The following is a 26,776-nucleotide window of genomic DNA, read 5'->3' as shown; positions in this document are numbered from 1 at the left end:
CGTGCGCCCGATTATCGTTCTACTGATGGCCTGGTGCCTCAGCATGGGGGCGTACGCAGCGACAGCCCCCGACGCCAAACAGATAACCCAGGAGCTGGAGCAGGCAAAAGCGGCAAAACCCGCTCAGCCAGAGACCGTTGAATCACTCCAGTCCGCGCTGAACGCGCTTGAAGAGCGCAAAGGCTCTCTTGAGCGCGCTCAGCAATATCAGCAGGTTATCGACAACTTCCCCAAACTCTCGCAGACGCTGCGCGCGCAGCTCAATAATTTGCGAGATGAACCGCGCGACGTGCCCGCGGGCATGACCTCCGACGCCCTGAACCAGGAGATCCTGCAGGTCAGCAGCCAGCTTCTGGAAAAGAGCCGGCTTGCCCAGCAGGAGCAGGAGCGAGCGCGTGAAATTGCCGACTCCCTCAGCCAGCTTCCGCAACAGCAAACCGACGCCCGCCGCCAGCTTAATGAAGTTGAGCGTCGCGTTGGCACGCAAAGCGGCAATACGCCGCAGGCTCAGGCACAAAATCTGGGCCTGCAGGCAGAATCTGCTCGCCTGAAGGCCCTTGTCGATGAGCTGGAGCTGGCGCAGCTCTCCGCCAATAACCGTCAGGAGCTGTCGCGGATGCGCTCTGAACTTGCTCAGAAGCAGAGCGAGCAGCTGGACGCGTATCTTCAGGCCCTGCGCAACCAGCTCAACAGCCAGCGCCAGCGTGAAGCAGAGCGTGCCCTTGAAAGCACCGAACTGCTGGCGGAAAACAGCGATAACCTGCCTGCCGGCATCGTTCAACAGTTTAAGGTCAACCGCGAGCTTTCTGCCGCCCTGAATCAGCAGGCGCAGCGTATGGATCTGGTTGCCTCGCAGCAGCGTCAGGCTACCAACCAAACCCTTCAGGTTCGTCAGGCGCTCAATACCCTGCGCGAACAGTCCCAGTGGCTTGGGTCATCAAACCTGCTGGGTGAGGCGTTACGCGCTCAGGTCGCCCGTCTGCCGGAAATGCCGAAGCCGCAACAGCTCGATACCGAGATGGCCCAGCTGCGCGTTCAGCGGCTGCACTTTGAAGACCTTCTCAATAAGCAGCCGCAGATCCGCCAGATCCGTCAGGCTGATGGACAGTCCCTGACCAGCGAGCAAAACCGCATTCTGGAAGCCCAGCTGCGCACCCAGCGTGAACTGTTGAACTCTCTGCTGCAGGGCGGAGATACGTTGATTCTGGAGCTGACCAAGCTGAAGGTCTCTAACAGCCAGCTGGAAGATGCGCTGAAAGAGGTGAACGAGGCAACGCACCGTTATCTCTTCTGGACGTCCGACGTGCGTCCGATGACCTTCTCGTGGCCGATTGATATTGTTCAGGACCTGCGCCGCCTGATTTCGCTGGACACCGTCAGCCAGCTGGGACAGGCCAGCGTGATGATGCTCACCAGCAAAGAGACCATTTTCCCACTGCTGGGAGCATTAATTCTGGTGGGCTGTAGCATTTACTCGCGCAGACATTTCACCCGTTTCCTGGAACGCTCCAGCTCCCGGGTGGGGAAAGTCACCCAGGATCACTTCTGGCTGACGTTGCGTACCGTATTCTGGTCGATTCTTGTTGCCTCCCCGCTCCCCGTGCTGTGGATGACGCTGGGGTATGGCCTGCGGGAAGCCTGGCCCTATCCGCTCGCGGTAGCGATTGGCGATGGCGTCACCGCCACGGTTCCCCTGCTGTGGGTGGTGATGATCTGCGCTACGTTCGCGCGGCCCAATGGCCTGTTTATCGCCCACTTTGGCTGGCCGCGTAATCGCGTTGCGCGCGCCATGCGTTACTACCTGATGAGCATCGGACTGATTGTGCCGCTGATTATGGCGCTGATCATGTTCGATAACCTCAACGACCGGGAGTTCTCAGGCTCGCTGGGCCGCCTCTGCTTTATGCTGATTTGCGGGGCGCTGGCCATCGTGACGCTCAGCCTGAAGCGCGCCGGTATACCTCTCTATCTGGATAAATCCGGTAGCGGCGACAACATGTTCAACCGGCTGCTCTGGAACCTGCTGCTGAGCGCGCCGTTGATTGCGATGCTGGCAGCCGCGGTGGGTTACCTGGCAACCGCGCAGGCGCTGCTGGCGCGACTGGAAACCTCAGTGGCAATCTGGTTCCTGCTTCTGGTGGTGTACCACGTGATCCGCCGCTGGATGTTGATCCAGCGGCGCCGGCTGGCGTTTGACCGTGCCAAGCATCGCCGGGCGGAGATCCTCGCCCAGCGTGCGCGGGGTGAGGAAGAGCCAAACCATGTCAACAGTACGGAAGGCACGACGGAAGCGGACGAGGTTGAACTGGATCTGGATGCCATCAGTACCCAGTCCCTGCGTCTGGTTCGCTCCATCCTGATGCTGATTGCCCTCCTGTCGGTCATTTTCCTGTGGTCGGAGATCCATTCCGCATTTGGTTTCCTGGAGAACATCTCACTGTGGGACGTAACGTCCACGGTGCAGGGTGTGGAAAGCCTGGAGCCGATTACCTTAGGGGCAGTGTTGATTGCCATTCTGGTGTTGATCATCACCACGCAGCTGGTGCGCAACTTCCCGGCGCTGCTGGAGCTGGCGCTGCTGCAGCATCTGGATTTAACCCCCGGGACGGGATATGCGATTACGACCATTACCAAATACCTGATCATGCTGTTCGGCGGGCTGGTGGGCTTCTCGATGATCGGTATTGAATGGTCGAAACTGCAGTGGCTGGTGGCGGCACTCGGTGTCGGGTTAGGTTTTGGCTTACAGGAGATCTTCGCTAACTTCATCTCGGGCCTGATCATTCTGTTCGAAAAACCGATTCGTATTGGCGATACCGTAACGATCCGCGATCTGACCGGCAGCATCACAAAGATCAACACCCGCGCGACAACGATCAGCGACTGGGATCGCAAAGAGATCATCGTGCCGAACAAGGCGTTTATTACCGAGCAGTTCATCAACTGGTCGCTATCCGACTCCGTTACCCGCGTGGTGCTGACGGTACCGGCGCCGTCGGACGCCAACAGCGAAGAGGTTACCCAGATCCTCTACACCGCCGCAGAACGCTGCTCGCTGGTGATCGATAACCCGGCACCGGAAGTGTTCCTGGTCGATTTACAGCAGGGGATCCAGATTTTCGAGCTGCGTATTTACGCCGCCGAAATGGGGCACCGGATGCCGCTGCGTCATGAGATCCACCAGCTGATTCTGGCGGGCTTCCGCGAGCACGGTATTGATATGCCGTTCCCACCGTTCCAGATGCGTCTGGAAAGCCTGGACGGACGTAAAACGGGAAGAACGTTGACGTCAGCGGCGCGTACGCGCCCGGCGGGAAGTCTGTAAGGTAAGCGGGGCAACCCTCTCCCACGGGAGAGGGTGAACTACCGTCAGGCGCGATCTACGGTAAACGCAATCACATCGCCCAGCTGTTCTGCGCCCAGGGCCAGCATCACCAGACGATCCACACCCAGCGCTACGCCGGAGCAATCCGGAAGACCTGCTTTTAAGGCTTCAAGCAGGTTGGTATCAATAGGCTGCTGCGGAAGGCCGCGCGCGGCGCGCTTGCGGTTATCCTGCTCGAAACGCTGCTGCTGCTCGCGGGCGTCAGTCAGTTCGTGGAAACCATTCGCCAGCTCAATGCCTTTGTAATAGACCTCAAAACGCTCTGCCACGCGGTGATCTTCAGTGCTGATCTGCGCCAGTGAGGCCTGGCTTGCCGGGAAATGATAGACAAACGTCGGACGGTCTTTGCCAATCTGCGGTTCAACGCCAAAGGTGAACAGCAGCTGCAGCAGCGTGTCGCGATCTTCTTCGGTATCCGCCACGTTGCTCAGATCCAGCTTTGCCGCCACGTCGCGCAGCTGCGGTTTGTCCGCAGATAACGGATCGATTTCCAGATAGCGCTGGAAAGCCTGCTGATAGGAGAGCGTTTCCGCTTCCGGGCACTCAAGGACCTGCTGCAGCAGATCGTCCACCTCATTCATCAGGCGGTACATATCATAATGCGGGCGGTACCACTCCAGCATGGTGAATTCCGGATTGTGGTGACGGCCCATCTCTTCATTGCGGAAGCTACGGCACAGCTGATACACCGGACCACATCCTGCCGCCAGCAGGCGTTTCATGTGATATTCCGGGCTGGTCATCAGATACAAATTCATACCCTGAGAGTGGCCAGGGCCAACAAAACGGGTTTCAAACGGGACCAGATGAATATCCGTTACCGTTGCCTGACTCATGCACGGCGTTTCCACCTCCAGGACTCCGCGGTCGGCAAAGAAACGGCGGATCTCCGCCATAATTGCTGCGCGTTTTAACAGATTTGGGATGGATGCGCTCGGCTGCCAGGTGGCCGTTTCGCTCATGAGTTGCTCTCCGATTTCATACAAGGGCACGAAGTCTACTCGTTAGCAGTGACGGAGACAAATTTTGCGCAGTAAAAAAGCGGATTTCATTTAAGTGAGCAATGACGTGACGTGATTCATCAATCGCCATGATAAATCGCCGGACAGAACAGCAAAAAAATCGAACACGTCAAATTTCCCTGTCATCTACACGGTTATACTGTTTTACCCATAAAGGAGCAGTGGAAACGCTTTCGCAATCGTCCTTTTGGACGGGTGAACTACCTTTAGTTTGTCGCGTTGCGAAATAACAAAAATCTGGAGGAATGTCGTGCAAACTTTTCAGGCCGATCTTGCCGTAATAGGCGCTGGCGGGGCTGGATTACGTGCTGCGATTGCTGCAGCGCAGGCTAATCCCAACGCTAAAATCGCATTGATTTCAAAAGTCTACCCAATGCGCAGCCACACGGTGGCAGCAGAAGGAGGGTCCGCCGCCGTTGCGCAGGATCATGATAGCTTTGAATACCATTTCCACGACACGGTTGCAGGGGGCGACTGGCTTTGCGAACAGGATGTCGTCGACTACTTTGTGCACCATTGTCCAACCGAGATGACCCAGCTTGAGCAGTGGGGTTGTCCGTGGAGCCGCCGTCCGGACGGCAGCGTCAACGTTCGCCGCTTCGGCGGAATGAAGATCGAACGTACCTGGTTCGCCGCCGATAAGACCGGCTTCCACATGCTGCACACCCTCTTCCAGACCTCCCTTCAGTTCCCACAAATTCAGCGCTTTGATGAGCATTTCGTCCTCGATATTCTGGTTGATGACGGACAGGCGCGCGGCCTCGTGGCGATGAACATGATGGAAGGGACGCTCGTCCAGATCCGCGCCAATGCGGTGGTCATGGCAACGGGCGGTGCGGGTCGCGTTTACCGTTATAACACCAACGGCGGCATCGTCACAGGTGACGGCATGGGCATGGCGCTCAGCCACGGCGTACCGCTGCGCGATATGGAGTTTGTGCAGTATCATCCAACCGGCCTGCCGGGTTCCGGCATTCTGATGACGGAAGGCTGCCGCGGTGAAGGCGGTATTCTGGTCAACAAAAACGGTTACCGCTATCTGCAGGATTACGGTATGGGTCCGGAAACGCCGCTCGGCGAGCCGAAAAACAAATACATGGAGCTCGGCCCGCGCGATAAAGTGTCCCAGGCCTTCTGGCACGAATGGCGCAAAGGCAACACTATCTCTACGCCGCGCGGCGACGTGGTCTACCTTGACCTGCGCCACCTCGGCGAGAAGAAACTGCTGGAACGCCTGCCGTTCATCTGCGAGCTGGCAAAAGCTTACGTCGGCGTCGACCCGGTGAAAGAGCCGATTCCGGTACGCCCAACGGCGCACTACACCATGGGCGGGATCGAAACCGACCAGCAGTGTGAAACCCGCATCAAAGGTCTGTTTGCCGTGGGCGAGTGTTCCTCCGTGGGTCTGCACGGCGCCAACCGTCTCGGGTCTAACTCGCTGGCTGAGCTGGTCGTCTTTGGCCGCATGGCGGGCGAGCGCGCGATGGAGCGCGCGGCTACAGCAGGCGAAGCCAACGGTGCCGCGCTGGATGCGCAGGTCGCAGACGTTGAAAAACGCCTGAAAGATCTGGTGAACCAGGAAGGTAACGAGAACTGGTCTAAGATCCGCGACGAGATGGGCCTGTCGATGGAAGAAGGTTGCGGTATCTACCGTACTCCTGAGCTGATGCAGAAAACCGTCGATAAGCTGGCGGAGCTGCAGGAGCGCTTCAAGCGCGTACGTATCACCGATACCTCCAGCGTCTTTAACACCGACCTGCTCTATACCATCGAGCTGGGTCACGGCCTGAACGTGGCGGAATGTATGGCGCACTCCGCGCTGGCGCGTAAAGAGTCGCGCGGGGCCCACCAGCGTCTTGACGAAGGCTGTACCGAACGTGACGACGTCAATTTCCTGAAACACACTCTCGCCTGGCGCGATGCGGATGGCACCACGCGTCTGGACTACAGCGACGTGAAAATCACCACGCTGCCACCGGCTAAACGCGTGTACGGTGCAGAAGCAGAAGCCGCCGAGAAGAAGGAGAAGGCGAATGGCTGAGATGCAAAAACTGAAAGTTGAAGTGGTGCGCTACAACCCGGAGGTGGACACCGCACCGCATAGCGCTTTCTATGAAGTGCCTTATGACGAGCAAACTTCCCTGCTGGATGCGCTCGGCTATATTAAAGACAACCTGGCGCCGGACCTGAGCTACCGCTGGTCCTGCCGCATGGCGATCTGCGGTTCCTGCGGCATGATGGTTAACAAAGTGCCGAAGCTGGCCTGCAAGACCTTCCTGCGCGACTATACCAAAGGTATCAAGGTTGAAGCGCTGGGCAACTTCCCGATTGAACGCGATCTGGTGGTCGATATGACCCACTTTATCGAAAGCCTGGAAGCCATTAAGCCCTACATCATCGGCAACCCGCGCACGCCGGATCAGGGGCCTAACACCCAGACCCCGGCCCAGATGGCGAAATACCATCAGTTCTCCGGCTGCATCAACTGCGGTCTTTGCTACGCCGCCTGTCCACAGTTTGGCCTGAATCCGGAGTTCATCGGCCCGGCCGCCATTACCCTGGCGCACCGCTATAACGAAGACAGCCGCGACCACGGTAAAAAGGAACGCATGGCGCAGCTTAACAGCCAGAACGGTGTCTGGAGCTGTACATTTGTGGGTTACTGCTCCGAAGTTTGTCCGAAGCATGTCGACCCGGCCGCCGCCATTCAGCAGGGTAAAGTGGAAAGCTCGAAAGACTTTCTTATCGCTACCCTGAAACCACGCTAAGGAGTGCATGATGACGACTAAACGCAAAGCCTATGTGCGGCCAGTGCCGTCCACCTGGTGGAAAAACCTGCCGTTTTATCGCTTCTACATGCTGCGTGAAGGCACGGCGGTACCGGCGGTCTGGTTCAGCCTTGAGCTGATGTACGGTGTTTTTGCCCTTAAGCACGGTCCGGAAAGCTGGGCGAGTTTTGTTGGCTTCCTGCAAAACCCGATCATTGTTGTGCTGAACCTGATCGTGCTCGCGGCCGCGCTGCTTCATACCAAAACCTGGTTTGAACTGGCGCCAAAAGCGGCAAACATCATTATAAAAGGCGAGAAAATGGGGCCAGAGCCGGTCATAAAAGGACTCTGGGCGGTGACGGCGATTGTCACCGTGGTCATTCTGTTTGTCGCACTGTTCTGGTAAGGAGACACCTGTGATCAATCCAAATCCAAAACGTTCTGACGAGCCGGTCTTCTGGGGTCTGTTTGGCGCAGGCGGCATGTGGAGCGCCATCATCGCTCCCGTCATCATCCTGCTGGTCGGCATTATGCTGCCGCTGGGGCTGCTCCCGGGCGATGCGCTGAGCTATGAACGCGTACTGGCATTCGCGAGCAGCTTTATTGGTCGCGTGTTCATCTTCCTGATGATCGTCCTGCCGCTGTGGTGTGGCCTGCACCGTATTCACCATGCGATGCATGACCTGAAAATCCATGTACCGAGCGGTAAATGGGTGTTCTACGGTCTGGCGACCATCCTGACCGTGGTCACGCTGATTGCCGTGGTCACTATCTGACGCCTCTGGCCCGCCATCCGGCGGGCCTTTTATTTTTGCATCTTACCCACCAGCCATTGAGCAAACTCGCGCATTGCGGGCGTTTCTGCTCGTGACTGCAGTCTTGTCAGCCAGTAGCTGCCGAGGTCAATCTGCGTTGCAAACGGCTGCACGATGCGCTCGCTGCTAAGCAGGTGGGTAAACATATCCACGGGTGCGATGGCAATCCCTACACCTGCCTGGGCCGCTTCCAGCATGGTTACGGACGAATCAAATACCATCACCCTGTGCGTCGGCGAGGGTGGATGTTCACCCGCGGCCTGCATCCACGCGGCCCACTCGTCGCGCCGGTAGGAGCGCAGCAGGGTAAACTTCAGGATATCTGCCGGGCTTTTTAGACAGGAGGCAATGTCGGGTCTACAGAGCGGAGCCAGCGGCGCAGGGCAAAGAAATTCAGCATCGGTTCCATGCCACGCGCCGCCACCGTAGCGAATGGTGTAATCAAGCCCTTCGGCAGCCGGGTCGACGCGATTGTTATGGGTGGAAAGCTGAAGATCAATATGTGGATAGCAGCGGCGAAAATCATCCAGCTGCGAAAATAACATCCCCGTTGCGAAAGTGCCCACCACACCTATTTTTAGCTTCTCCTGAGCGCGATGGCTGGCAAAGCGATCCAGCATTCCGGCAATACGGTCGAACGAGTCGTTCAGCACCGGCAGTAAATTTTCACCCTCGGTGGTCAACATCAACCCGCGCGAAACGCGCACGAAGAGCTGACAGTTAAGGTGCTGCTCCAGCGTTTTAACATGCTGGCTAATGGCAGAGTGGGTCACGTTCAGCTCAATGGCCGCATGCGTAAAGCTGAGATGCCTGGCGGCGGCTTCAAAGGCTCGAAGCGAATTAAGGGGGAGATAGCTTCGCGTCATGGTCTCATCCGTTAGAAAAATTAACAGCTAATGCTAAATTTAACCGTTTGTCAGCCACAGTCAAATCCCACAGACTACTGCTGTCTGACGGGCCCGGACACTCCCTTGAACCACTATTACGGAAGATAACTGATGATGAAAAAATCCCTTTGCTGCGCCCTGCTGCTCAGCGCCTCCTGCTCAGTATTTGCTGCTTCAATGTCAGAACAACAGCTGGCTGAGGTGGTGGAACGTAACGTTACGCCGCTGATGAAAGCGCAGGCCATACCGGGTATGGCGGTGGCGGTGATTTATCAGGGTCAGCCGCACTACTTTACCTTCGGTAAGGCTGATGTCGCGGCGAGCAAAGCCGTCACCCCGCAAACCTTGTTCGAGCTGGGCTCTATAAGTAAAACCTTCACCGGCGTGCTGGGTGGCGATGCTATTGCTCGCGGGGAGATATCGCTGGGCGATCCGGTAACAAAGTACTGGCCTGAGCTGACGGGCAAGCAGTGGCAGGGAATTCGCATGCTGGACCTGGCAACCTATACCGCAGGCGGTCTGCCGCTGCAGGTACCGGATGAGGTCACTGATAACGCCTCTCTGCTGCGCTTTTATCAACGCTGGCAGCCGCAGTGGAAGCCGGGCACTACGCGTCTTTATGCGAACGCCAGCATCGGTCTTTTTGGCGCCCTCGCGGTGAAACCCTCCGGCATGAGCTTTGAAGAGGCCATGACGAAGCGGGTCTTTAAGCCGCTCAAACTGGACCATACGTGGATTAACGTTCCGAAAGCGGAAGAGGCGCATTACGCCTGGGGATACCGTGACGGTAACGCAGTACGCGTGTCGCCGGGGATGCTCGACGCTGAAGCCTATGGCGTCAAAACCAACGTGAAGGATATGGCGAGCTGGGTGATGGTCAACATGGCCCCCGACTCCCTTCAGGATACCTCGCTCAAGCAAGGCATTGCCCTGGCGCAGTCTCGCTACTGGCGCGTGGGTGCCATGTATCAAGGGTTAGGCTGGGAAATGCTTAACTGGCCGGTTGATGCCAAAACGGTAGTCGGGGGCAGCGACAATAAGGTGGCGCTGGCACCGTTGCCCGTGGCAGAGGTGAATCCACCGGTTCCCCCGGTCAATGCGTCCTGGGTCCATAAAACAGGCTCTACTGGCGGGTTTGGCAGCTACGTAGCATTTATTCCTGAAAAGCAGATCGGTATTGTGATGCTCGCGAATAAAAGCTATCCAAACCCGGCGCGAGTTGAGGCGGCATACCGTATTTTGAGCGCGCTGTAGCAAACATTGCCGGGTGGCGGCTTCGCCTTACCCGGCCTACAAAATCTACGGTGTGACCACCCGGCGAAACACACCGCACGTCCCCCACATTTTCCTTGCCGTCATCTACACTTAACAAAAAACAGTAAGGAAACTCCTATGCGCATTCTGCCTGTTATCGCCGCGGTGACAGCCGCGTTTTTAGTGGTTGCCTGCAGTTCCCCTACCCCACCACCTGGCGTTACCGTCGTCACGCCTTTCGATGCACAACGCTTCCTCGGAACATGGTATGAAATCGCACGCCTCGACCACCGGTTTGAGCAGGGCTTAGAGAAGGTCACTGCACATTACAGTCCGATGGATGATGGCGGTCTTCAGGTGATCAACCGGGGATATAATCCCGACAGGGAGATGTGGCAACAGTCGGTTGGGAAGGCCTACTTCACCGGCGACCCGCGACGGGCCGCGCTCAAAGTCTCTTTCTTTGGCCCGTTTTATGGCGGCTATAACGTGATCGCACTCGACAGAGAGTACCGTCACGCGCTGGTCTGCGGGCCGGATCGCGACTATCTGTGGATACTTTCCCGCACGCCAACTATTTCGTCAGAAATGAAACAGCAGATGCTGGACGTCGCGACCCGGCAAGGGTTTGATGTGTCAAAACTCATCTGGGTAGAACAACCCCATTAGTGGGTGCTGAGCTTCAGCCCAATGATTCCGGCCACAATCAGCGCGAGGCTGGCGATACGCGCCAGACTCGCGGACTCTCCCAGCAGCAAAATGCCCGTGATGGCAGCCCCCACCGCACCAATGCCCGTCCAGACGGCATAAGCCGTTCCGACAGGCAGAGATCGCATCGCCCAGGATAACAGAACAATACTCACTATCATCGCGGTGACGGTAATGACGCTGGGGGTCAGGCGGGTAAAGCCGTGGGTGTATTTGAGACCAATCGCCCATACCACTTCGAGCAGGCCGGCAATAAAAAGAACGATCCAGGACATTTCAGGCTCCTTAACTTAATACAAGTTGGGGCCGTCCCCGGTGAAAGAAACGCTTACGGGTCGTCCCGTAAGGCAGAGATTACGCCCTATATTGTGGTTAGCGTGCGATTTTTTTTCAATCCCTTTCTGCTGAACATGTTAAGGCAAGAAATAGCCGCAGTATGGCGCGTAGTTCCGGCATTTAGCACTCATCCGACTTCTCTATGATGATGTGCTTTCTGATGGCAGGAAGCCAAACCACCAGCCGACTGCGAATAAAATATGTTCAAAATTCTTTTGATTGACCGTTGTCACTTCACCCGCACGGGGTTTGAAGCATGGCTCAATCATTCCGGTCTATTCCCGGGGCACTACGTCGTGACCGGGCTAAATAATCTGTTCCTTGCCAGAGAGCATATTCTGCACTGGAAACCCACGCTGGTTATCGCTGACCTGTACGGCTTCAGGCAGGATATCCACCATTTTCAACAACTCTCATCCTTACTTAACGCCAGTGAACGATTGCCGTTTATTTTACTGCAGTCGGGAGAGGATAGCGGCATGACGGACTGGCTCGGGCAGTTCCCGGTTTGGTCATCGTTGTTGAAAAATGTCCCTCTTGAAGAAGTGGCCACGGCTATCAACGACGCGTTACTCTCGCGCGCAGGCGCTGAAAGGCCAACCTTGGCCGCCCCGTTGCTGACCCGACAGGAAGAGAAAGTGCTGACATTGTGGATGGACGGCGCGAGCAATCAGAAAATTGCGGCTCACCTGAGTATCAACGGAAAAACGGTCTATACCTATAAACGCAATATCCGCATGAAGCTGCATATGGATACGCGTTTCTCTCCGTTTTTATCCCTGCAGGAAGTCCAGAATTGACGGTACGGTGAAAGTGTCGTGCCGTACCGTCCATACTTTTAGTTCTGGGCTTTCGTTGCTGCACCAGAAATAGCATTACCACCGTCGGAGATATCTTCCCCTACGCCGCGGGTGGTATTACATGCAGTCAACACTGTGGAAAGAACGAGGACAGAAAAGATCGCTGCAATTGTTTTCTTAACCATAATATCTTCCTTTTATAGCCAAAGTTGTTTTGTGTATAGCAACTTAAGAATAGACAAGATCTCGTCGTTTGACGGAAAAGGAAGCAATTTTAGGAAAATTAGACGGTGTTAGCTGGCAGCGTGAGAAATGACATGGCCGAGATCCTGGATATCTTCACCCACGCCGCGCGCGGTGTTACACCCGGAAAGCATTGCGCTGGAGAACGCTAACAGAAACAGAATTTTAACGATACGTTTCATCATCCCTGCCTGCAAAAATCAGGCGCAGCGGGCGCTGCGCCCTGACTATTACTTCACGCGTGATACGTATTCGCCGGAGCGGGTATCCACTTTGATCACTTCGCCAGTCTGTACGAACAGCGGAACTTTAACCACTGCACCGGTAGACAGTTTGGCAGGCTTACCGCCAGTACCTGCGGTGTCACCTTTCAGACCTGGATCGGTTTCCACGATTTCCAACTCAACGAAGTTTGGTGGGGTCACAGCGATAGGCTGGCCGTTCCACAGGGTCACGATGCACTCGGCCTGATCCAGCAGCCATTTAGCGCTATCACCTACCGCTTTCTCATCAGCAGACAGCTGTTCGAAAGTGGAGTTGTTCATGAAATGATAGAACTCACCGTCGTTGTACAGATAGGTCAGGTTCATATCAACAACATCAGCGCCTTCAGCGGAGTCGGTAGACTTGAAGGTTTTCTCAACACGGGTACCGGTCAGCAGGCGGCGCAGCTTAACGCGTGCGAATGCCTGGCCTTTACCTGGTTTAACGAATTCGCTGGCTTCAACCGCGTACGGTTCGCCGTCCATCATGATTTTAAGACCAGCACGAAAATCGTTGCTATAGTACGTTGCCATAAGGCCCTCTAAATTTGTTAACTGGTAGCTAAGCCACAAAATGGCGCATATTGTAACCCTAAACACCCCGTCCAGAGAAGATTGGTTATCGCAACTTGCCGATGTAATCACCAGTCCTGATGAATTGCTGCGTCTTTTAGACCTCGATCAGCACCCAGAGTTGCTTGCAGGCCGGGAGGCGAAGCGCCTCTTTGCCCTGCGTGTTCCCCGCGCGTTTGTTGCCAGAATGGAGAAAGGAAATCCTGACGATCCTTTATTAAAACAAACGCTTACTTCGCAGGATGAGTTCATTACTGCGCCGGGATATAGCACCGATCCTCTTGATGAGCAGAACAGCGTGGTACCGGGTTTACTGCACAAGTATCTCAACCGTGCCCTGCTGCTGGTAAAAGGCGGCTGTGCGGTAAATTGTCGTTATTGTTTCCGTCGGCACTTCCCGTATGCCGAAAATCAGGGCAATAAACGCAACTGGCAGGTCGCGCTGGACTATATCGCCGCCCATCCGGAGCTGGATGAGATTATTTTTTCCGGTGGCGATCCGCTGATGGCGAAAGATCACGAGCTGGACTGGCTGCTGACTCAGCTTGAAGCCATCCCGCACATTAAGCGTCTGCGCATTCACAGCCGTTTACCGATTGTCATTCCGGCGCGTATCACTGACGGCCTGGTGTCGCGCCTGGAGCAGTCTCGACTGCAGGTGCTGCTGGTGAACCACATTAACCACGCGAACGAAATTGGCGATGATTTTCGCGCGGCGATGGCGCGTCTGCGTAAAGCGGGCGTGACGCTGCTGAACCAGAGCGTGCTGCTGCGTGGCGTAAATGATAGCGCCCGCGTGCTGGCTGACCTGAGCAATGCGCTGTTTGATGCGGGCGTAATGCCCTATTACCTGCACGTGCTGGATCGCGTTCAGGGCGCGGCCCATTTCATGGTGACGGATGAAGAAGCCCGGCAGATCGTGCGCGAACTGTTAACGCTGGTTTCAGGCTATATGGTGCCGAAGCTGGCACGTGAGATTGGCGGTGAGCCGAGCAAGACGCCGCTGGATTTGCAGCTGCGGCAGAACTAGTTTCCCCTCACCCTCTCCCTTTGGGAGAGGGAAAAGGCAATCAGTTCGGGCACTTATAGACTTGGCCGTTCATCTTACTGGCCGTCGGCACGAAGCTGGACAGCATACCCTGCGTTGGGCTGCTCACACCGTAAATTACGTTACCGCCCATTGCCGCAGCCTGGTTACGCAGGGCATTCGCCGCACCGCGCATAGAACCACCTTCTTCGCCATGCTGACCCGACATCCAGTTACTTTGCTCACCGGATGCCGTGCCTAACAGCTGGCATTCGCTGCCCGGCTTATCTTCCACAAAGCGAACACCCTGGCCCGCTGCCGACAGCTCATTGCTGGAGCTACAACCCGCCAGCAGCAATGCTGCTCCTACGATCCCTGCACAGACTTTTACGCGCATGTTATTCCTCGTTTTCAATAAGCTGGACAGTAGTTGTCCGTGTGTAAATCTTATACCTAAAAGATGACCAAAAGAAAAACCCCCGAGCATTTCTGCCCGGGGGTTTTTCACATTCTAAGCGGTAAAGCGCACGATTACATCATGCCGCCCATACCACCCATGCCGCCCATACCAGCAGCACCTAAGTCAGGCGCGTCGCCTTTAGGCAGGTCGGTTACCATGCACTCGGTAGTGATCATCAGGCCCGCTACAGATGCCGCGTACTGCAGAGCAGAACGGGTTACTTTAGTTGGGTCCAGGATACCGAAGTCGATCATGTTGCCGTATTCTTCCGTTGCCGCGTTGTAACCGTAGTTACCTTCACCCGCTTTCACGCTGTTGGTCACAACAGATGGTTCTTCACCGGCGTTGGATACGATCTGACGCAGAGGTGCTTCCATTGCGCGCAGCGCAACTTTGATACCCACGTTCTGATCTTCGTTCTGCGCGGTCAGGCCAGCCAGTTTAGCGGCAACACGCACCAGCGCAACACCACCACCAGCCACTACGCCTTCTTCTACCGCAGCACGGGTCGCATGCAGCGCATCGTCAACGCGTGCTTTTTTCTCTTTCATTTCAACTTCAGTCGCAGCACCGACTTTGATTACCGCAACGCCGCCTGCCAGTTTCGCTACGCGCTCCTGCAGTTTTTCACGGTCGTAGTCAGAAGTCGCTTCTTCGATCTGCTTACGGATCTGACCAACGCGGCCCTGAATAGCGGCTTCTTCACCCACGCCATCGATGATGGTGGTGGTGTCTTTGTTGATCACAACGCGTTTCGCCTGGCCCAGGTCTTCCAGGGTCGCTTTTTCCAGCTCCATACCGATCTCTTCAGAGATGACGGTACCGCCAGTCAGGGTAGCGATATCCTGCAGCATTGCTTTACGACGATCGCCGAAGCCAGGTGCTTTAACCGCAGCCACTTTCACGATGCCGCGCATGGTGTTAACCACCAGGGTCGCCAGCGCTTCGCCTTCAACGTCTTCAGCGATGATAACCAGCGGCTTGCCTGCTTTCGCAACGGCTTCCAGCACTGGCAGCATTTCGCGGATGTTGGAGATTTTCTTGTCAGCCAGCAGGATGAACGGGCTTTCCAGCTCAACAGCGCCAGTCTCTGGCTTGTTGATGAAGTATGGGGACAGGTAACCGCGGTCGAACTGCATACCTTCAACCACGTCCAGTTCGTCTTCCAGACCGGTACCGTCTTCAACGGTGATCACGCCTTCTTTACCGACTTTATCCATCGCTTCTGCGATCAGTTTACCTACGGTTTCGTCGGAGTTAGCGGAGATGGTACCAACCTGAGCAATCGCTTTAGAGTCAGAGCACGGTACGGACAGCGCTTTCAGTTCTTCAACAGCGGCAGTGACAGCTTTGTCGATACCACGTTTCAGATCCATTGGGTTCATGCCCGCAGCAACGGCTTTCAGACCTTCGGTGATGATCGCCTGCGCCAGTACGGTCGCGGTGGTGGTACCGTCGCCTGCAGCGTCGTTCGCTTTAGAGGCAACTTCTTTCACCATCTGCGCACCCATGTTTTCGAACTTGTCTTCCAGCTCGATTTCACGTGCTACAGAAACACCATCTTTGGTGATGGTTGGCGCGCCGAAGGATTTATCCAGCACTACGTTACGGCCTTTCGGGCCCAGGGTCACTTTAACTGCATCTGCCAGTACGTTTACGCCGCGGAGCATTTTTACACGAGCGTCGTTACCGAATTTTACGTCTTTAGCTGCCATGTTCTTATTTCCTCAAATTCTCGTGCGTAAATTACGCTTCAACAATTGCCAGAATGTCGCTCTCGGACATGATCAACACTTCTTCATTGTCGATCTTCTCGGATTTCACGCCGTAGCCATCGTTGAAAATGACGATGTCACCAACTTTAACGTCCAGCGGCTGCACAGTTCCGTTTTCCAGGATGCGGCCCTTACCGACAGCGATGATTTCGCCACGCGTTGATTTGGCTGCCGCAGAACCGGTCAGAACGATGCCGCCAGCAGACTTGGTTTCAACTTCTTTACGTTTGACGATCACACGATCATGTAACGGACGAATACTCATTGATAGCTCTCCTTTGAGAAAGTCATTATCAGTTATGGATGACGCCGGGCCGCACGCGGTTTTCCGGCTAGTGCCCTGAGAGATGGGGATAGCTTTTTCCCCCTTCAAGGGGGAATCGAAAAAAAATTTGCGAAAGTGTTACCATCGCCTCTCTTTTGAGGGTGGCAGGACGATGGAAATGAGTGGACTCAAGCAGGAGTTGGGGCTGGCACAGGGCGTTGGCTTACTCTCCACCTCCTTGTTAGGCACAGGCGTGTTTGCCGTACCCGCCCTGGCTGCGCTGGTCGCGGGGAATAACAGCCTGTGGGCGTGGCCGGTGCTGATTGTGCTGGTTTTCCCGATAGCCATTGTGTTTGCCATCCTGGGACGGCATTTCCCCAGCGCGGGCGGCGTGGCGCATTTTGTCGGGCTGGCCTTTGGCCCGCGACTGGAGCGTGTGACCGGCTGGCTGTTTCTCTCCGTTATTCCGGTTGGCCTCCCTGCGGCGCTGCATATTGCGACCGGCTTTGGTCAGGCGCTGTTTGGCTGGCATAACGAGCAGCTGCTGCTGGCCGAACTGGGTACGCTGGCTATCGTCTGGTGGGTAGGCTCTCGCGGCACCAGCTCGAGCGCGAATCTGCAAACGCTGGTTGCGGTATTGATTATTGCCCTGATTGCCGTCATCTGGTGGGCGGGCGATATCGCGCTGAAAGACATTCCCTTCCCGGCGGTAACCGACGTCGACTATTCACAGCTTTTCGCCGCGCTCTCCGTCATGTTCTGGTGTTTTGTGGGCCTGGAAGCCTTCGCTCATCTGGCGTCGGAATTTAAGCAGCCTGAACGCGATTTCCCGCGCGCGCTGATGATTGGCCTGCTGCTGGCTGGTACGGTTTACTGGGCTTGTACCGTACTGGTGTTACATTTCGACGCCTTTGGCGCGGATAAAGCTGCCGCCGCCTCGCTCCCCGGCATTGTGGTACAGCTGTTTGGAGTGAAAGCGCTGTGGGTCGCCTGCGTCATCGGCTATCTGGCCTGTTTTGCCAGCCTGAATATTTATATCCAGAGCTTTGCCCGTCTGGTGTGGTCTCAGGCGCGCTATAGGCCCGAGAGCCGCCTTGCGCGCCTGTCTAAACGTCAGCTCCCCTTGAATGCCCTGAATACCGTGCTGGGCTGCTGCGTGCTGAGTACGCTGTGTATTTACGTCCTGAAGATCAATCTGGATGCGCTGATCGTCTACGCCAACGGCATTTTCATTATGATCTATCTGCTGTGTATGCTCGCGGGCTGCCGCCTGCTGAAAGGTCGCTATAAAGCCCTGGCGGTCGTTGGGGGTGTGCTTTGCCTGCTGCTGCTGGCGATGGTGGGATGGAAGAGTCTGTACGCTATTGTCATGCTGGGAGGGCTGTGGCTGTTTTTACCGAAACAGCAGAATCCGTAGGCCCGGTAAGCGAAGCGCCACCGGGCAACAACATCACCGATCGTCTTTATGATCTAAGCGGTCGTGCTGTTCATCCTTACGCTGATACTCCCCTTCAAACGTATCGCCTGGCCCGGTACTAAAACCACCGCCTGGCATACGGCTAAAGCGCAGATGCGGCAGCAGCTTCATGGTCAGGTGTTTTTGCACCGGCGGCAGAAGCAGCAGAAGGCCGAGGAGGTCGGTGAAGAAGCCCGGCAAAATCAGCAGCAGCCCCGCAATAATCAGCGATACGCTTTTGATCATCTCCGCTGCCGGACTTTCGCCTGCAGCCATCTTCTGCTGCATTATCAGGAAATTTTTGAAACCCTGATTACGCACCAGCGACATGCCGATGACGGAGGTGAAAATCACCAGAACCAGCGTCAGCAGGACGCCCAGCACGTGGGCAACCTGGATGAAAATGGAAATCTCGATGTAAACATAGAGAAAGAAAGCGATAAATGGTATCCAGCGCACTGGCATCTCCTGTGTGGCAGGTGCCCTCGGGCCCCTGTCTGAATGTATTCGCGACGCGCGTTTGTATGAGATGGTGACGGTTAGCGAAAATTCAATCAGTTTGCACGGATATTTTTTTTGGAAATATTAAAGCGGTGACTCATTTCACAGATTAATAATTATCATGGAATCGGGTCGATAATAAGTGATCCAGCTTACGGCAATTCGCTATCATCAGCATATGATCTCGGGCATCTGGCTGATTGAGGGAATAATCGTCGGCCAGAAAATATTCAAAACCACATAAATACTGTGTGTTTAGTACAATCCATCGGCAGCTTGAAAAGAAGGTTCACATGTTAAACAACATTCGTATCGAAGAAGACTTGTTGGGTACCAGGGAAGTTCCAGCGGATGCCTACTACGGTGTCCACACTCTGAGAGCGATTGAAAACTTCTACATCAGCAACAGCAAAATCAGCGACATCCCTGAGTTTGTCCGTGGCATGGTGATGGTGAAGAAAGCCGCAGCGCTGGCCAACAAAGAGCTGCAAACCATTCCTAAAAGCGCGGCAAATGCGATTATCGCAGCCTGCGATGAAGTGCTGAACAACGGCAAATGCATGGATCAGTTCCCGGTTGACGTCTATCAGGGCGGCGCGGGCACCTCCGTCAACATGAATACCAACGAAGTACTGGCAAACATCGGCCTGGAGCTGATGGGTCACCAGAAAGGTGAATATCAGTACCTGAACCCGAACGACCACGTGAACAAATGCCAGTCCACCAACGACGCCTACCCTACCGGTTTCCGTATCGCGGTGTACGCCTCTGTGGTGAAGCTGGTGGACGCGATCAACCAGCTGGGCGATGGCTTCCAGCGTAAAGCGGTTGAGTTCCAGGATATCCTGAAAATGGGCCGCACCCAGCTGCAGGACGCGGTGCCAATGACCCTCGGCCAGGAATTCCACGCGTTTAACGTGCTGCTGAACGAAGAAACCAAAAACCTGCTGCGCACCTCCGAGCTGCTGCTGGAAGTGAACCTCGGCGCAACCGCCATCGGTACACGTCTGAACACCCCGGATGGCTATCAGCAGCTGGCGGTACAGAAGCTGGCTGAAGTCTCTAACCTGCCGGTTGTGCCTGCTGAAGACCTGATTGAAGCCACCTCAGACTGCGGTGCCTACGTCATGGTACACAGCGCCCTGAAACGTCTGGCGGTGAAACTGTCCAAAATCTGTAACGACCTGCGCCTGCTCTCTTCCGGCCCGCGCGCTGGCCTGAATGAAATCAACCTGCCAGAGCTGCAGGCCGGTTCATCCATCATGCCGGCTAAAGTGAACCCGGTGGTGCCAGAAGTGGTGAATCAGGTTTGCTTTAAAGTCATCGGTAACGATACGACCGTGACCATGGCTTCTGAAGCGGGTCAGCTGCAGCTGAACGTGATGGAGCCCGTGATTGGCCAGGCCATGTTTGAATCCATCCATATCCTGACCAACGCCTGCTACAACCTGCTGGAAAAATGCATTAACGGCATCACGGCGAACAAAGAAGTCTGTGAAGGCTATGTCTATAACTCCATCGGGATCGTCACCTACCTCAACCCGTTCATCGGTCACCACAACGGCGACATCGTCGGTAAGATTTGTGCCGAAACCGGTAAGAGCGTACGTGAAGTGGTGCTGGAGCGTGGGCTGTTGACCGAAGCCGAGCTGGACGATATCTTCTCGGCCCAGAACCTGATGCACCCGGCATATAAAGCGAAACGATATACCGATGAAAGCGAACAGTAACCGTTCAGGCTAGGCTTCTTAAGGCACGTCACTTGTGACGTGCCTTTTTTCTTTTTAGGTGTTACCGAAATACAACAATTCAATATCAACTTGTTAATAAGCAAGGCAGGTCCTTATGTTTGGAGCAGAACTCGTCATCGTCTTGTTGGCGATTTATTTGGGAGCAAGACTCGGGGGTATCGGCATCGGTTTTGCCGGCGGTCTTGGGGTGCTCGTTCTTACCCTTATCTTTCAGATTAAACCCGGCGCAATCCCGTTTGACGTTATCGAAATCATCATGGCAGTTATTGCCGCTATCGCCGCCATGCAGGTGGCAGGCGGTATGGACTATCTGGTAAGCCTGGCGGAGCGTATGCTGCGCCGCCATCCAAAGTACATCACCTTCCTTGCCCCGCTGGTGACCTGGTTTATGACCATCCTCGCCGGAACGGGCCACACTGCGTTCTCTACGCTGCCAGTGATTACCGAAGTGGCAAAAGAACAGGGTATCCGTCCGTCTCGTCCGCTCTCCATCGCGGTGGTGGCGTCTCAGATTGCGATTACCGCCTCGCCGATTTCAGCCGCAGTGGTGTTCTTCGCCGGTATCCTTGAGCCAATGGGCGTGAGCTACCTGACGCTGCTGGCGATCTGTATTCCAGTCACGCTGATTGCGGTGATGATTACCGCCGTGCTGTGTAACTTCCTCGGCGCCGAGCTGAAAGACGATCCGGTCTATCAGGAACGCCTTGCCAAGGGTGAAGTGAGCCTGCGCGGTAGCCAGGTCTTCGAACTGAAGCCACACGCGAAACGCTCCGTGCTGCTGTTCCTGATTGGTATCGTCGCCGTCATGTTCTACGCGACCGCGATCAGCGATACCGTGGGTCTGATCCAGAACCCGGTACTGCCGCGTAACGAAGCGATTGTCGTGTTTATGCTGACTATCGCGACGCTGATTAGCATCACCTGTAAAATCGACACGAGTGAAGTGCTGAACGCCAGCACCTTCAAATCCGGTATGAGCGCCTGCGTATGCGTCCTCGGCGTTGCCTGGCTTGGTGATACCTTCGTAAAAGCGCACATTAGCGACATCCAGACCGTGGCCGGCGACCTGCTGCACAACTATCCGTGGCTGCTGGCGGTCGTGCTGTTCTTTGCTGCGACACTGCTTTACTCTCAGGCCGCGACCACCAAAGCGCTGATGCCTGCGGCACTGATGCTGGGCGTAACGCCGTTAACCGCCATCGCCTCGTTTGCTGCCGTCTCTGCCCTGTTCGTGCTGCCGACCTACCCAACCCTGCTGGCGGCGGTAGAGATGGATGACACCGGCTCAACCCGTATCGGTAAATACGTGTTTAACCATGCGTTCCTGATCCCGGGCGTGGTCGCCATTTCACTGTGCGTGATCCTCGGCTTTATCATTGGCGGCGTGGTGCTGTAAACGATTAAGGGTTGTAAAAATAGTTAAAATCGGGCCGCTCTGCGGCCCGTTTCATTAATGACCCGTTGTCTTGCGTGATATAGTGAAGCCTTTCATGATGAGGAGGTCGACTTGTGAACACGCCTGATGCTGTTGTCGTACTGTGTACCGCCCCTGATGAAGCCTCTGCCCAGGATCTCGCCGCCAAAGCGCTGGCTGAAAAACTGGCCGCCTGCGTGACGCTCCTCCCCGGTGCCACCTCTCTTTATTATTGGGAAGGCAAGCTGCAGCAAGAGTACGAAGTCCAGATGTTACTCAAAACTAATCTGGCGAATCAGCAGGCACTCCTGGACTGCCTCAAATCTCATCATCCTTACCAAACCCCGGAGCTGCTGGTTCTGCCAGTGGTTCATGGCGATAACGACTATCTCTCATGGCTCAACGCTTCCTTACGCTGATCCTGCTGCTGTGCAGCACATCAGTATTTGCCGGGTTGTTTGACGCGCCCGGCCGTTCGAACTTTATTCCTGCCGACCAGGCGTTTGTTTTCGATTTTCAGCAAAACCAGCACGACCTTACCCTCACCTGGCAGGTGAAAGAGGGCTACTACCTTTATCGCAAGCAGGTGAGCATTACCCCTGCCCAGGCAAACGTGGGGGCATTACAGCTGCCCGCAGGCGAGTGGCATAAGGACGAGTTCTACGGCAAGAGTGAAATCTACCGCCAGCGCTTAAGCGTGCCCGTCACGGTGAACCAGGCGGATAAAGGCGCGACGCTGACGGTGACCTATCAGGGATGCGCGGATGCCGGATTCTGCTATCCGCCGGAAACGAAGGTTGTTCCGCTCAGCGAAGTGAAAGCGGCTGCCGTTTCCCCTCTCCCCTCAGGGGAGAGGGCCAGGGTGAGGGGAGAAGGCGAAGACCGCGCAGACCTGCCGTTCTCAGCGCTCTGGGCCTTACTGATTGGCATTGGTATTGCCTTTACCCCGTGCGTGCTGCCGATGTATCCGCTCATCTCTGGCATCGTGCTGGGAGGTAAGCAACGGCTTTCCACCGCACGTGCCCTGCTGTTAGCCTTTATTTACGTGCAGGGTATGGCGTTGACCTACACTGCCCTTGGCCTTGTGGTTGCCGCTGCCGGGCTACAGTTCCAGGCTGCGCTTCAGCATCCTTACGTGCTTATTGGCTTGTCGATTGTCTTCATCCTGCTGGCGCTGTCGATGTTTGGCCTGTTTACCCTGCAGCTACCGTCTGCGCTGCAAACTCGCTTAACGCTGATGAGTAACCGCCGGCAGGGTGGTTCGGCAGGCGGCGTGTTTGTGATGGGGGCCATCGCCGGATTAATTTGCTCCCCTTGCACCACCGCCCCGCTGAGCGCCATCCTGCTCTATATCGCCCAGAGCGGCAACATGTGGCTTGGGGGCGGCACGCTTTATCTCTATGCGCTGGGCATGGGTCTACCGCTGATTCTGGTGACGGTATTTGGCAACCGCCTGCTGCCGAAGAGCGGCCCGTGGATGGAGACGGTGAAAACCGCGTTTGGCTTTGTCATCCTCGCGCTGCCGGTCTTCCTCCTTGAGCGTATCCTCGGCGACGTCTGGGGTATGCGCCTGTGGGCTATGCTCGGCGTAGCGTTCTTCAGCTGGGCATTTATCACCAGTCTGGGAGCGAAACGACCGTGGATGCGTTTGGTGCAGATTATCCTGCTCGCCGCCGCGCTGGTAAGCGTACGCCCGCTGCAGGACTGGGCGTTTGGTTCACCCGTGGGTCAGATGCAGGCGCATCTGAACTTCACCCAAATAAAGAACGTGGAAGAACTTAACAGCGCCCTGGCGGAGGCGAAAGGCAAACCGGTGATGCTCGATCTCTATGCCGACTGGTGTGTCGCCTGCAAAGAGTTTGAAAAATACACCTTTAGCGATCCGCAGGTGCAGCGCGCCCTGAAAGAGACGGTGCTTCTTCAGGCGAACGTCACCGCCAACGATGCGCAGGATAGGGACCTGCTGAAACAGCTTAACGTTCTCGGTCTGCCCACCATTTTGTTCTTTAATGAACGGGGTGAAGAGCAGCCAGAAAAGCGTGTAACCGGGTTTATGGATGCAGCGGCATTCAGCGCGCATTTGCGCAATCGCCAACCGTAAACAACACTTTAGACGGGACAAACCGTTGGGAATAGCGGAGGAGATAACCGTGCAACGCGAAGACGTACTGGGACAAGCCCTGCAATTGCTTGAGATTCAAGGGATAGCCAGCACCACGCTTGAGATGGTAGCCGACCGTATCGATTACCCCCTGGATGAACTTAAGCGCTTCTGGCCAGATAAAGAGGCGCTGCTTTATGATGCCCTGCGCTACCTCAGCCAGCAGGTTGATGTCTGGCGCAGGCAGCTGATGCTGAATGAAGAACTGACCGTGGAACAAAAGCTGCTGGCGCGCTATACCGCCCTAACGGAATGTGTCAGCAACAACCGCTACCCGGGCTGTCTGTTCATCGCCGCCTGCACATACTTTCCGGATCCAGGTCATCCTATCCACCAGTTGGCGGATCAGCAGAAACGTGCGGCGCATGACTTCACCCACGATCTGCTGACGCGGCTTGAAGTGGATGACCCGGCAATGGTGGCTAAACAGATGGAGCTGGTGCTGGAGGGCTGCCTGAGCCGCATGCTGGTAAACCGTAGCCAGGCCGATGTGGATACGGCGCACCGCCTGGCGGAAGATATTCTGCGCTTTGCCCAGTGCCGTATGGGCGGAGCACTGACCTAAGCCATCATGCCCGCCCAGGCGGAGACGAGCAGACACAGCGCCATCAGACGCTGAAATCGCACCATCGCCACGGTGGTGCGAAAAATTCGGTTCACCGCTTTACCCAGCCACGCCCAGCACATCAAACTGGCTATCGAGATCAGCAGAAACCATAGCGCCATTAGCGCGATATCACGCAAGGCATGGTCGTTCGCCGGAGCAAACAGGCTGACAATCGCCAGCGCCATCATCCAGGTTTTCGGGTTCACGATCTGCAGTAGCGCCGCCGCCTGAGCGGTGAAACGGACAGGACTTTGAGAGGAAAGAGTGGCGGCCGGGGCGCTAAACAGCTGCCAGCTCATCCAGCTTAGCCACAGCACGCCCGCCCAGCTCATTATCTGACGTATCAAAGGATACTGACGCAGCACTTCCCCTGCGCCCGCGCCTGATACCAGCACGATCGCACTGGCCGCGATACACCCGCCCAGAATAGCAGGTACGGTATTTTTTACGCCAAAGTGCTGGCTGTTCGTCAGCACCAGAATATTGGTTGGTCCCGGCGTAATGGAGGCGACAAAAGCGAACAACAGAAAGGGTATCAAACTCACAGGTGGCTCCTTTTTATTAGAGCCATGAATGTGCCGTTATTTTTTGGAAACGTCTGGAAGGTTTGTGCACAACCGTCGGTAATGCGCGGGAGAGATACGGTACGCCCGCTGAAACCAACGCCCCAGGTGGCTTTGATCGGCAAAACCCACTGCCGCAGCCACATCAACAGGCTGCTCGCCGCGCGCCAGCAGCTGTCGGGCCTTTGCCAGACGCAGCTGAATAAGCCATGCATGTGGTGCCAGGTTGAACTCGCGCTTAAAACAGCGCGTCAGGGTAAAGCGATCCGTGCCCGTCTCGCGTGCAAGGTCTGACAGCCCCACGTTCTCGCCGATATGAGCATAAAGGTAGTCGCGCGCACGATGCGCCACGGCAGCGCTTTGTAACTGAGTCGGGAGCTTCTTACGCCAGTGGCAATGGGCGGTGATGCGGGAGAGCAGATTATCCATTGTGCTCTGCTGAAGGATTTTCATCTCATCATTATGCAAAGTAGAGAATGTCTCACCGATAGCGCGCACGAGCTGCGGCTCACGCGTCAACGTTTGGGCAAAGTGGAGTGAATAATGCCCGGGAGTGGATTCGTACAGCCCCTGTAGCGCACGGGTAAGCCAGCGCTCATCCAGATAGAAGGTCAGATAGGTAAAGCCGCCCTCTACTGGCGCATCACCGTCGTGGATCTCTCCGGGCTCAAGTAAAAATGCATCACCCGGCTGGCTACGATGACGCTCACGGCGGCAGTGAAACTGCTGAGTGCCGGAGAGGGTTATCCCTACCAGATAGCTATCGTGCCAGTGTGGATCAAAAGCATGCCCTTCGAAATGCGCTTTAATCGTCTCAATACCCGTATCTGCATGCTGACGCAGCTCAAGCCAGTCATTCGTCATACTGCCCTCCTCTTACTCTCAGCATTGCCATATCACGCTGGTACTGTCTGGAAGATTTGTGCATTTTCGCGGCGAAAGCGGACAGATTGCCGCAAACTTAAGCAGTTGAACAGCTTTTCCCGAAATAATGTTGACGATCGGGCGTGATTGCGGTTTAATGCGCTCCGTTGCCCGGATAGCTCAGTCGGTAGAGCAGGGGATTGAAAATCCCCGTGTCCTTGGTTCGATTCCGAGTCCGGGCACCACTATTTAAAGAACCCAGCCTATGGCTGGGTTTTTGCTTTTCTGCGTTTATAAATCCCTTCTTTAGTATTCTTGTTTCTCTTTACCGTGAGATCGTGCGGTCTGCCATGCCCGGTGGCGCTACGCTTACCGGGCCTGCAGGTTTTGTTGGCCGGATAAGGCGAAGCCGTCATCCGGCATGTTTTCTGGCGTGCAAAGCAAAAAACCCCGCACCTTACGGTACGGGGTTCTTCTATTTGATGCCTGGCAGTTCCCTACTCTCACATGGGGAGACCCCACACTACCATCGGCGCTACGGCGTTTCACTTCTGAGTTCGGCATGGGGTCAGGTGGGACCACCGCGCTAAAGCCGCCAGGCAAATTCTGTTAAATCTGTATCAAGCTGAAATTTGATTGTCTGTCTCTTCGCCAAAACATCTTCGGCGTTGTAAGGTTAAGCCTCACGGTTCATTAGTATCGGTTAGCTCAACGCATCGCTGCGCTTACACACCCGACCTATCAACGTCGTAGTCTTCAACGTTCCTTCAGGACCCTTAAAGGGTCAGGGAGAACTCATCTCGGGGCAAGTTTCGTGCTTAGATGCTTTCAGCACTTATCTTTTCCGCATTTAGCTACCGGGCAGTGCCATTGGCATG

General features: G+C 55.7%; 27 protein-coding genes, 1 tRNA gene and 2 rRNA genes. 16 read left to right on the top strand and 14 right to left on the bottom strand.

Annotation, left to right across the window (positions count from 1 at the left end; translation table 11 throughout):
* Nucleotide 1: 1 nt before the first annotated feature.
* Nucleotides 2-3,325, top strand: coding sequence for a miniconductance mechanosensitive channel MscM (gene mscM / locus M2433_RS13285; RefSeq protein WP_059311851.1), 3,324 nt, complete (start codon nt 2-4; stop codon nt 3,323-3,325).
* Nucleotides 3,326-3,369: 44 nt separating this feature from the next.
* Here mscM and epmA read toward each other — a convergent pair whose 3' ends face one another.
* A complete protein-coding gene (epmA, locus tag M2433_RS13280; RefSeq protein WP_429054721.1) occupies nt 3,370-4,347 on the bottom strand; it encodes an elongation factor P--(R)-beta-lysine ligase in 978 nt (325 codons plus the stop codon).
* 310 nt (nt 4,348-4,657) lie between these two features.
* Between epmA and frdA the strand changes: the two genes are divergently transcribed.
* The 4 genes from frdA to frdD are packed head-to-tail and all read left to right on the top strand — an operon-like array spanning nt 4,658 to nt 7,951.
* Nucleotides 4,658-6,448, top strand: coding sequence for a fumarate reductase (quinol) flavoprotein subunit (frdA, locus tag M2433_RS13275; protein ID WP_024907346.1), 1,791 nt, complete (start codon nt 4,658-4,660; stop codon nt 6,446-6,448).
* Nucleotides 6,441-7,175: a fumarate reductase iron-sulfur protein gene (frdB, locus tag M2433_RS13270; RefSeq protein WP_028016426.1), complete on the top strand. Its 735-nt coding sequence runs from the start codon at nt 6,441-6,443 to the stop codon at nt 7,173-7,175. The genes frdA and frdB overlap by 8 nt, the downstream gene beginning before the upstream one ends.
* A gap of 10 nt (nt 7,176-7,185) precedes the next feature.
* Nucleotides 7,186-7,581, top strand: a complete 396-nt coding sequence (gene frdC / locus M2433_RS13265) for a fumarate reductase subunit FrdC (protein WP_429055074.1) — start codon at nt 7,186-7,188, stop codon at nt 7,579-7,581.
* 10 nt (nt 7,582-7,591) lie between these two features.
* Nucleotides 7,592-7,951: a fumarate reductase subunit FrdD gene (frdD, locus tag M2433_RS13260; RefSeq protein WP_429054719.1), complete on the top strand. Its 360-nt coding sequence runs from the start codon at nt 7,592-7,594 to the stop codon at nt 7,949-7,951.
* Between the two features lie 29 nt (nt 7,952-7,980).
* Here the strand turns inward: frdD and ampR are convergent, their stop codons facing one another.
* Nucleotides 7,981-8,856: a LysR family transcriptional regulator AmpR gene (gene ampR / locus M2433_RS13255; protein ID WP_429054718.1), complete on the bottom strand. Its 876-nt coding sequence runs from the start codon at nt 8,854-8,856 to the stop codon at nt 7,981-7,983.
* Between the two features lie 132 nt (nt 8,857-8,988).
* On the opposite strand from ampR, the gene blaACT reads away from it, so the two are divergent.
* A complete protein-coding gene (gene blaACT / locus M2433_RS13250; protein WP_429054717.1) occupies nt 8,989-10,131 on the top strand; it encodes an ACT family cephalosporin-hydrolyzing class C beta-lactamase in 1,143 nt (380 codons plus the stop codon).
* A gap of 138 nt (nt 10,132-10,269) precedes the next feature.
* Complete coding sequence (locus tag M2433_RS13245) at nt 10,270-10,800, top strand: lipocalin family protein (RefSeq protein ID WP_429054715.1); 531 nt, start codon at nt 10,270-10,272, stop codon at nt 10,798-10,800.
* Here M2433_RS13245 and sugE read toward each other — a convergent pair.
* Entirely contained in the window at nt 10,797-11,114 is a 318-nt protein-coding gene (gene sugE / locus M2433_RS13240) for a quaternary ammonium compound efflux SMR transporter SugE (RefSeq protein WP_047346106.1), read from the bottom strand. The two genes, M2433_RS13245 and sugE, sit on opposite strands and share 4 nt — an antisense overlap.
* A gap of 261 nt (nt 11,115-11,375) precedes the next feature.
* On the opposite strand from sugE, the gene M2433_RS13235 reads away from it, so the two are divergent.
* Complete coding sequence (locus M2433_RS13235; RefSeq protein WP_429054713.1) at nt 11,376-11,975, top strand: response regulator transcription factor; 600 nt, start codon at nt 11,376-11,378, stop codon at nt 11,973-11,975.
* A gap of 38 nt (nt 11,976-12,013) precedes the next feature.
* Here the strand turns inward: M2433_RS13235 and ecnB are convergent, their stop codons facing one another.
* The 3 genes from ecnB to efp form a co-directional block, all read right to left on the bottom strand.
* Nucleotides 12,014-12,160, bottom strand: coding sequence for a lipoprotein toxin entericidin B (ecnB, locus tag M2433_RS13230; RefSeq protein ID WP_047346104.1), 147 nt, complete (start codon nt 12,158-12,160; stop codon nt 12,014-12,016).
* 108 nt (nt 12,161-12,268) lie between these two features.
* Nucleotides 12,269-12,400 carry an entericidin A/B family lipoprotein gene (locus M2433_RS13225; RefSeq protein ID WP_429054711.1) on the bottom strand — a complete coding sequence of 44 codons (132 nt, stop codon included), beginning with the start codon at nt 12,398-12,400 and terminating at the stop codon, nt 12,269-12,271.
* A 48-nt stretch (nt 12,401-12,448) separates the two neighbouring features.
* Complete coding sequence (efp, locus tag M2433_RS13220) at nt 12,449-13,015, bottom strand: elongation factor P (protein WP_010427766.1); 567 nt, start codon at nt 13,013-13,015, stop codon at nt 12,449-12,451.
* A gap of 40 nt (nt 13,016-13,055) precedes the next feature.
* On the opposite strand from efp, the gene epmB reads away from it, so the two are divergent.
* Complete coding sequence (epmB, locus tag M2433_RS13215; protein ID WP_429054710.1) at nt 13,056-14,084, top strand: EF-P beta-lysylation protein EpmB; 1,029 nt, start codon at nt 13,056-13,058, stop codon at nt 14,082-14,084.
* A 40-nt stretch (nt 14,085-14,124) separates the two neighbouring features.
* Here the strand turns inward: epmB and M2433_RS13210 are convergent, their stop codons facing one another.
* From M2433_RS13210 to M2433_RS13200, 3 genes are all read right to left on the bottom strand, one after another.
* Nucleotides 14,125-14,478, bottom strand: coding sequence for a DUF4156 domain-containing protein (locus M2433_RS13210; protein WP_429054708.1), 354 nt, complete (start codon nt 14,476-14,478; stop codon nt 14,125-14,127).
* Between the two features lie 134 nt (nt 14,479-14,612).
* A complete protein-coding gene (gene groL / locus M2433_RS13205) occupies nt 14,613-16,256 on the bottom strand; it encodes a chaperonin GroEL (RefSeq protein ID WP_429054707.1) in 1,644 nt (547 codons plus the stop codon).
* A 31-nt stretch (nt 16,257-16,287) separates the two neighbouring features.
* Complete coding sequence (locus M2433_RS13200; protein ID WP_003855929.1) at nt 16,288-16,581, bottom strand: co-chaperone GroES; 294 nt, start codon at nt 16,579-16,581, stop codon at nt 16,288-16,290.
* Between the two features lie 178 nt (nt 16,582-16,759).
* Between M2433_RS13200 and yjeH the strand changes: the two genes are divergently transcribed.
* Nucleotides 16,760-17,998 carry an L-methionine/branched-chain amino acid transporter gene (yjeH, locus tag M2433_RS13195; protein ID WP_429054705.1) on the top strand — a complete coding sequence of 413 codons (1,239 nt, stop codon included), beginning with the start codon at nt 16,760-16,762 and terminating at the stop codon, nt 17,996-17,998.
* Nucleotides 17,999-18,031: 33 nt separating this feature from the next.
* Here yjeH and M2433_RS13190 read toward each other — a convergent pair whose 3' ends face one another.
* Nucleotides 18,032-18,496, bottom strand: a complete 465-nt coding sequence (locus M2433_RS13190) for an FxsA family protein (protein WP_429054704.1) — start codon at nt 18,494-18,496, stop codon at nt 18,032-18,034.
* A gap of 335 nt (nt 18,497-18,831) precedes the next feature.
* Here M2433_RS13190 and aspA point away from each other — a divergent pair, with 335 nt between their 5' ends.
* The 5 genes from aspA to M2433_RS13165 all read left to right on the top strand — a co-directional run bounded on the left by aspA (nt 18,832) and on the right by M2433_RS13165 (nt 24,429).
* On the top strand, nt 18,832-20,268 hold the full coding sequence (gene aspA / locus M2433_RS13185) for an aspartate ammonia-lyase (RefSeq protein ID WP_003855923.1): 1,437 nt from the start codon (nt 18,832-18,834) through the stop codon (nt 20,266-20,268).
* Nucleotides 20,269-20,383: 115 nt separating this feature from the next.
* Nucleotides 20,384-21,685, top strand: coding sequence for an anaerobic C4-dicarboxylate transporter (locus M2433_RS13180; protein WP_024907357.1), 1,302 nt, complete (start codon nt 20,384-20,386; stop codon nt 21,683-21,685).
* 113 nt (nt 21,686-21,798) lie between these two features.
* Nucleotides 21,799-22,122, top strand: coding sequence for a divalent cation tolerance protein CutA (gene cutA, locus M2433_RS13175; protein ID WP_429054701.1), 324 nt, complete (start codon nt 21,799-21,801; stop codon nt 22,120-22,122).
* On the top strand, nt 22,098-23,804 hold the full coding sequence (locus M2433_RS13170; RefSeq protein ID WP_429054699.1) for a protein-disulfide reductase DsbD: 1,707 nt from the start codon (nt 22,098-22,100) through the stop codon (nt 23,802-23,804). The genes cutA and M2433_RS13170 overlap by 25 nt, the downstream gene beginning before the upstream one ends.
* 49 nt (nt 23,805-23,853) lie before the next feature.
* Complete coding sequence (locus M2433_RS13165; protein ID WP_429054698.1) at nt 23,854-24,429, top strand: transcriptional regulator; 576 nt, start codon at nt 23,854-23,856, stop codon at nt 24,427-24,429.
* Here M2433_RS13165 and M2433_RS13160 read toward each other — a convergent pair.
* Both M2433_RS13160 and M2433_RS13155 read right to left on the bottom strand, forming a co-directional pair.
* Nucleotides 24,426-25,016: a LysE family translocator gene (locus tag M2433_RS13160; RefSeq protein ID WP_429054697.1), complete on the bottom strand. Its 591-nt coding sequence runs from the start codon at nt 25,014-25,016 to the stop codon at nt 24,426-24,428. The two genes, M2433_RS13165 and M2433_RS13160, sit on opposite strands and share 4 nt — an antisense overlap.
* A 36-nt stretch (nt 25,017-25,052) precedes the next feature.
* Nucleotides 25,053-25,898 carry an AraC family ligand binding domain-containing protein gene (locus tag M2433_RS13155; RefSeq protein WP_429054696.1) on the bottom strand — a complete coding sequence of 282 codons (846 nt, stop codon included), beginning with the start codon at nt 25,896-25,898 and terminating at the stop codon, nt 25,053-25,055.
* A gap of 169 nt (nt 25,899-26,067) precedes the next feature.
* Here M2433_RS13155 and M2433_RS13150 point away from each other — a divergent pair.
* A tRNA-Phe gene (locus M2433_RS13150) sits at nt 26,068-26,143 on the top strand.
* A gap of 239 nt (nt 26,144-26,382) precedes the next feature.
* Here the strand turns inward: M2433_RS13150 and rrf are convergent.
* Nucleotides 26,383-26,498, bottom strand: a 5S ribosomal RNA gene (rrf, locus tag M2433_RS13145).
* A 72-nt stretch (nt 26,499-26,570) separates the two neighbouring features.
* Nucleotides 26,571-26,776 (bottom strand): 23S ribosomal RNA (locus M2433_RS13140); the annotation flags it as partial.

It is taken from the genome of Enterobacter sp. AC1 (assembly GCF_050434705.1).
GTDB classification, from domain to species: Bacteria; Pseudomonadota; Gammaproteobacteria; order Enterobacterales; family Enterobacteriaceae; genus Enterobacter; species Enterobacter cloacae_L.
Note: the sequence above shows the minus strand (reverse complement) of the source record. Positions and strands in the feature narration are given on the sequence as shown.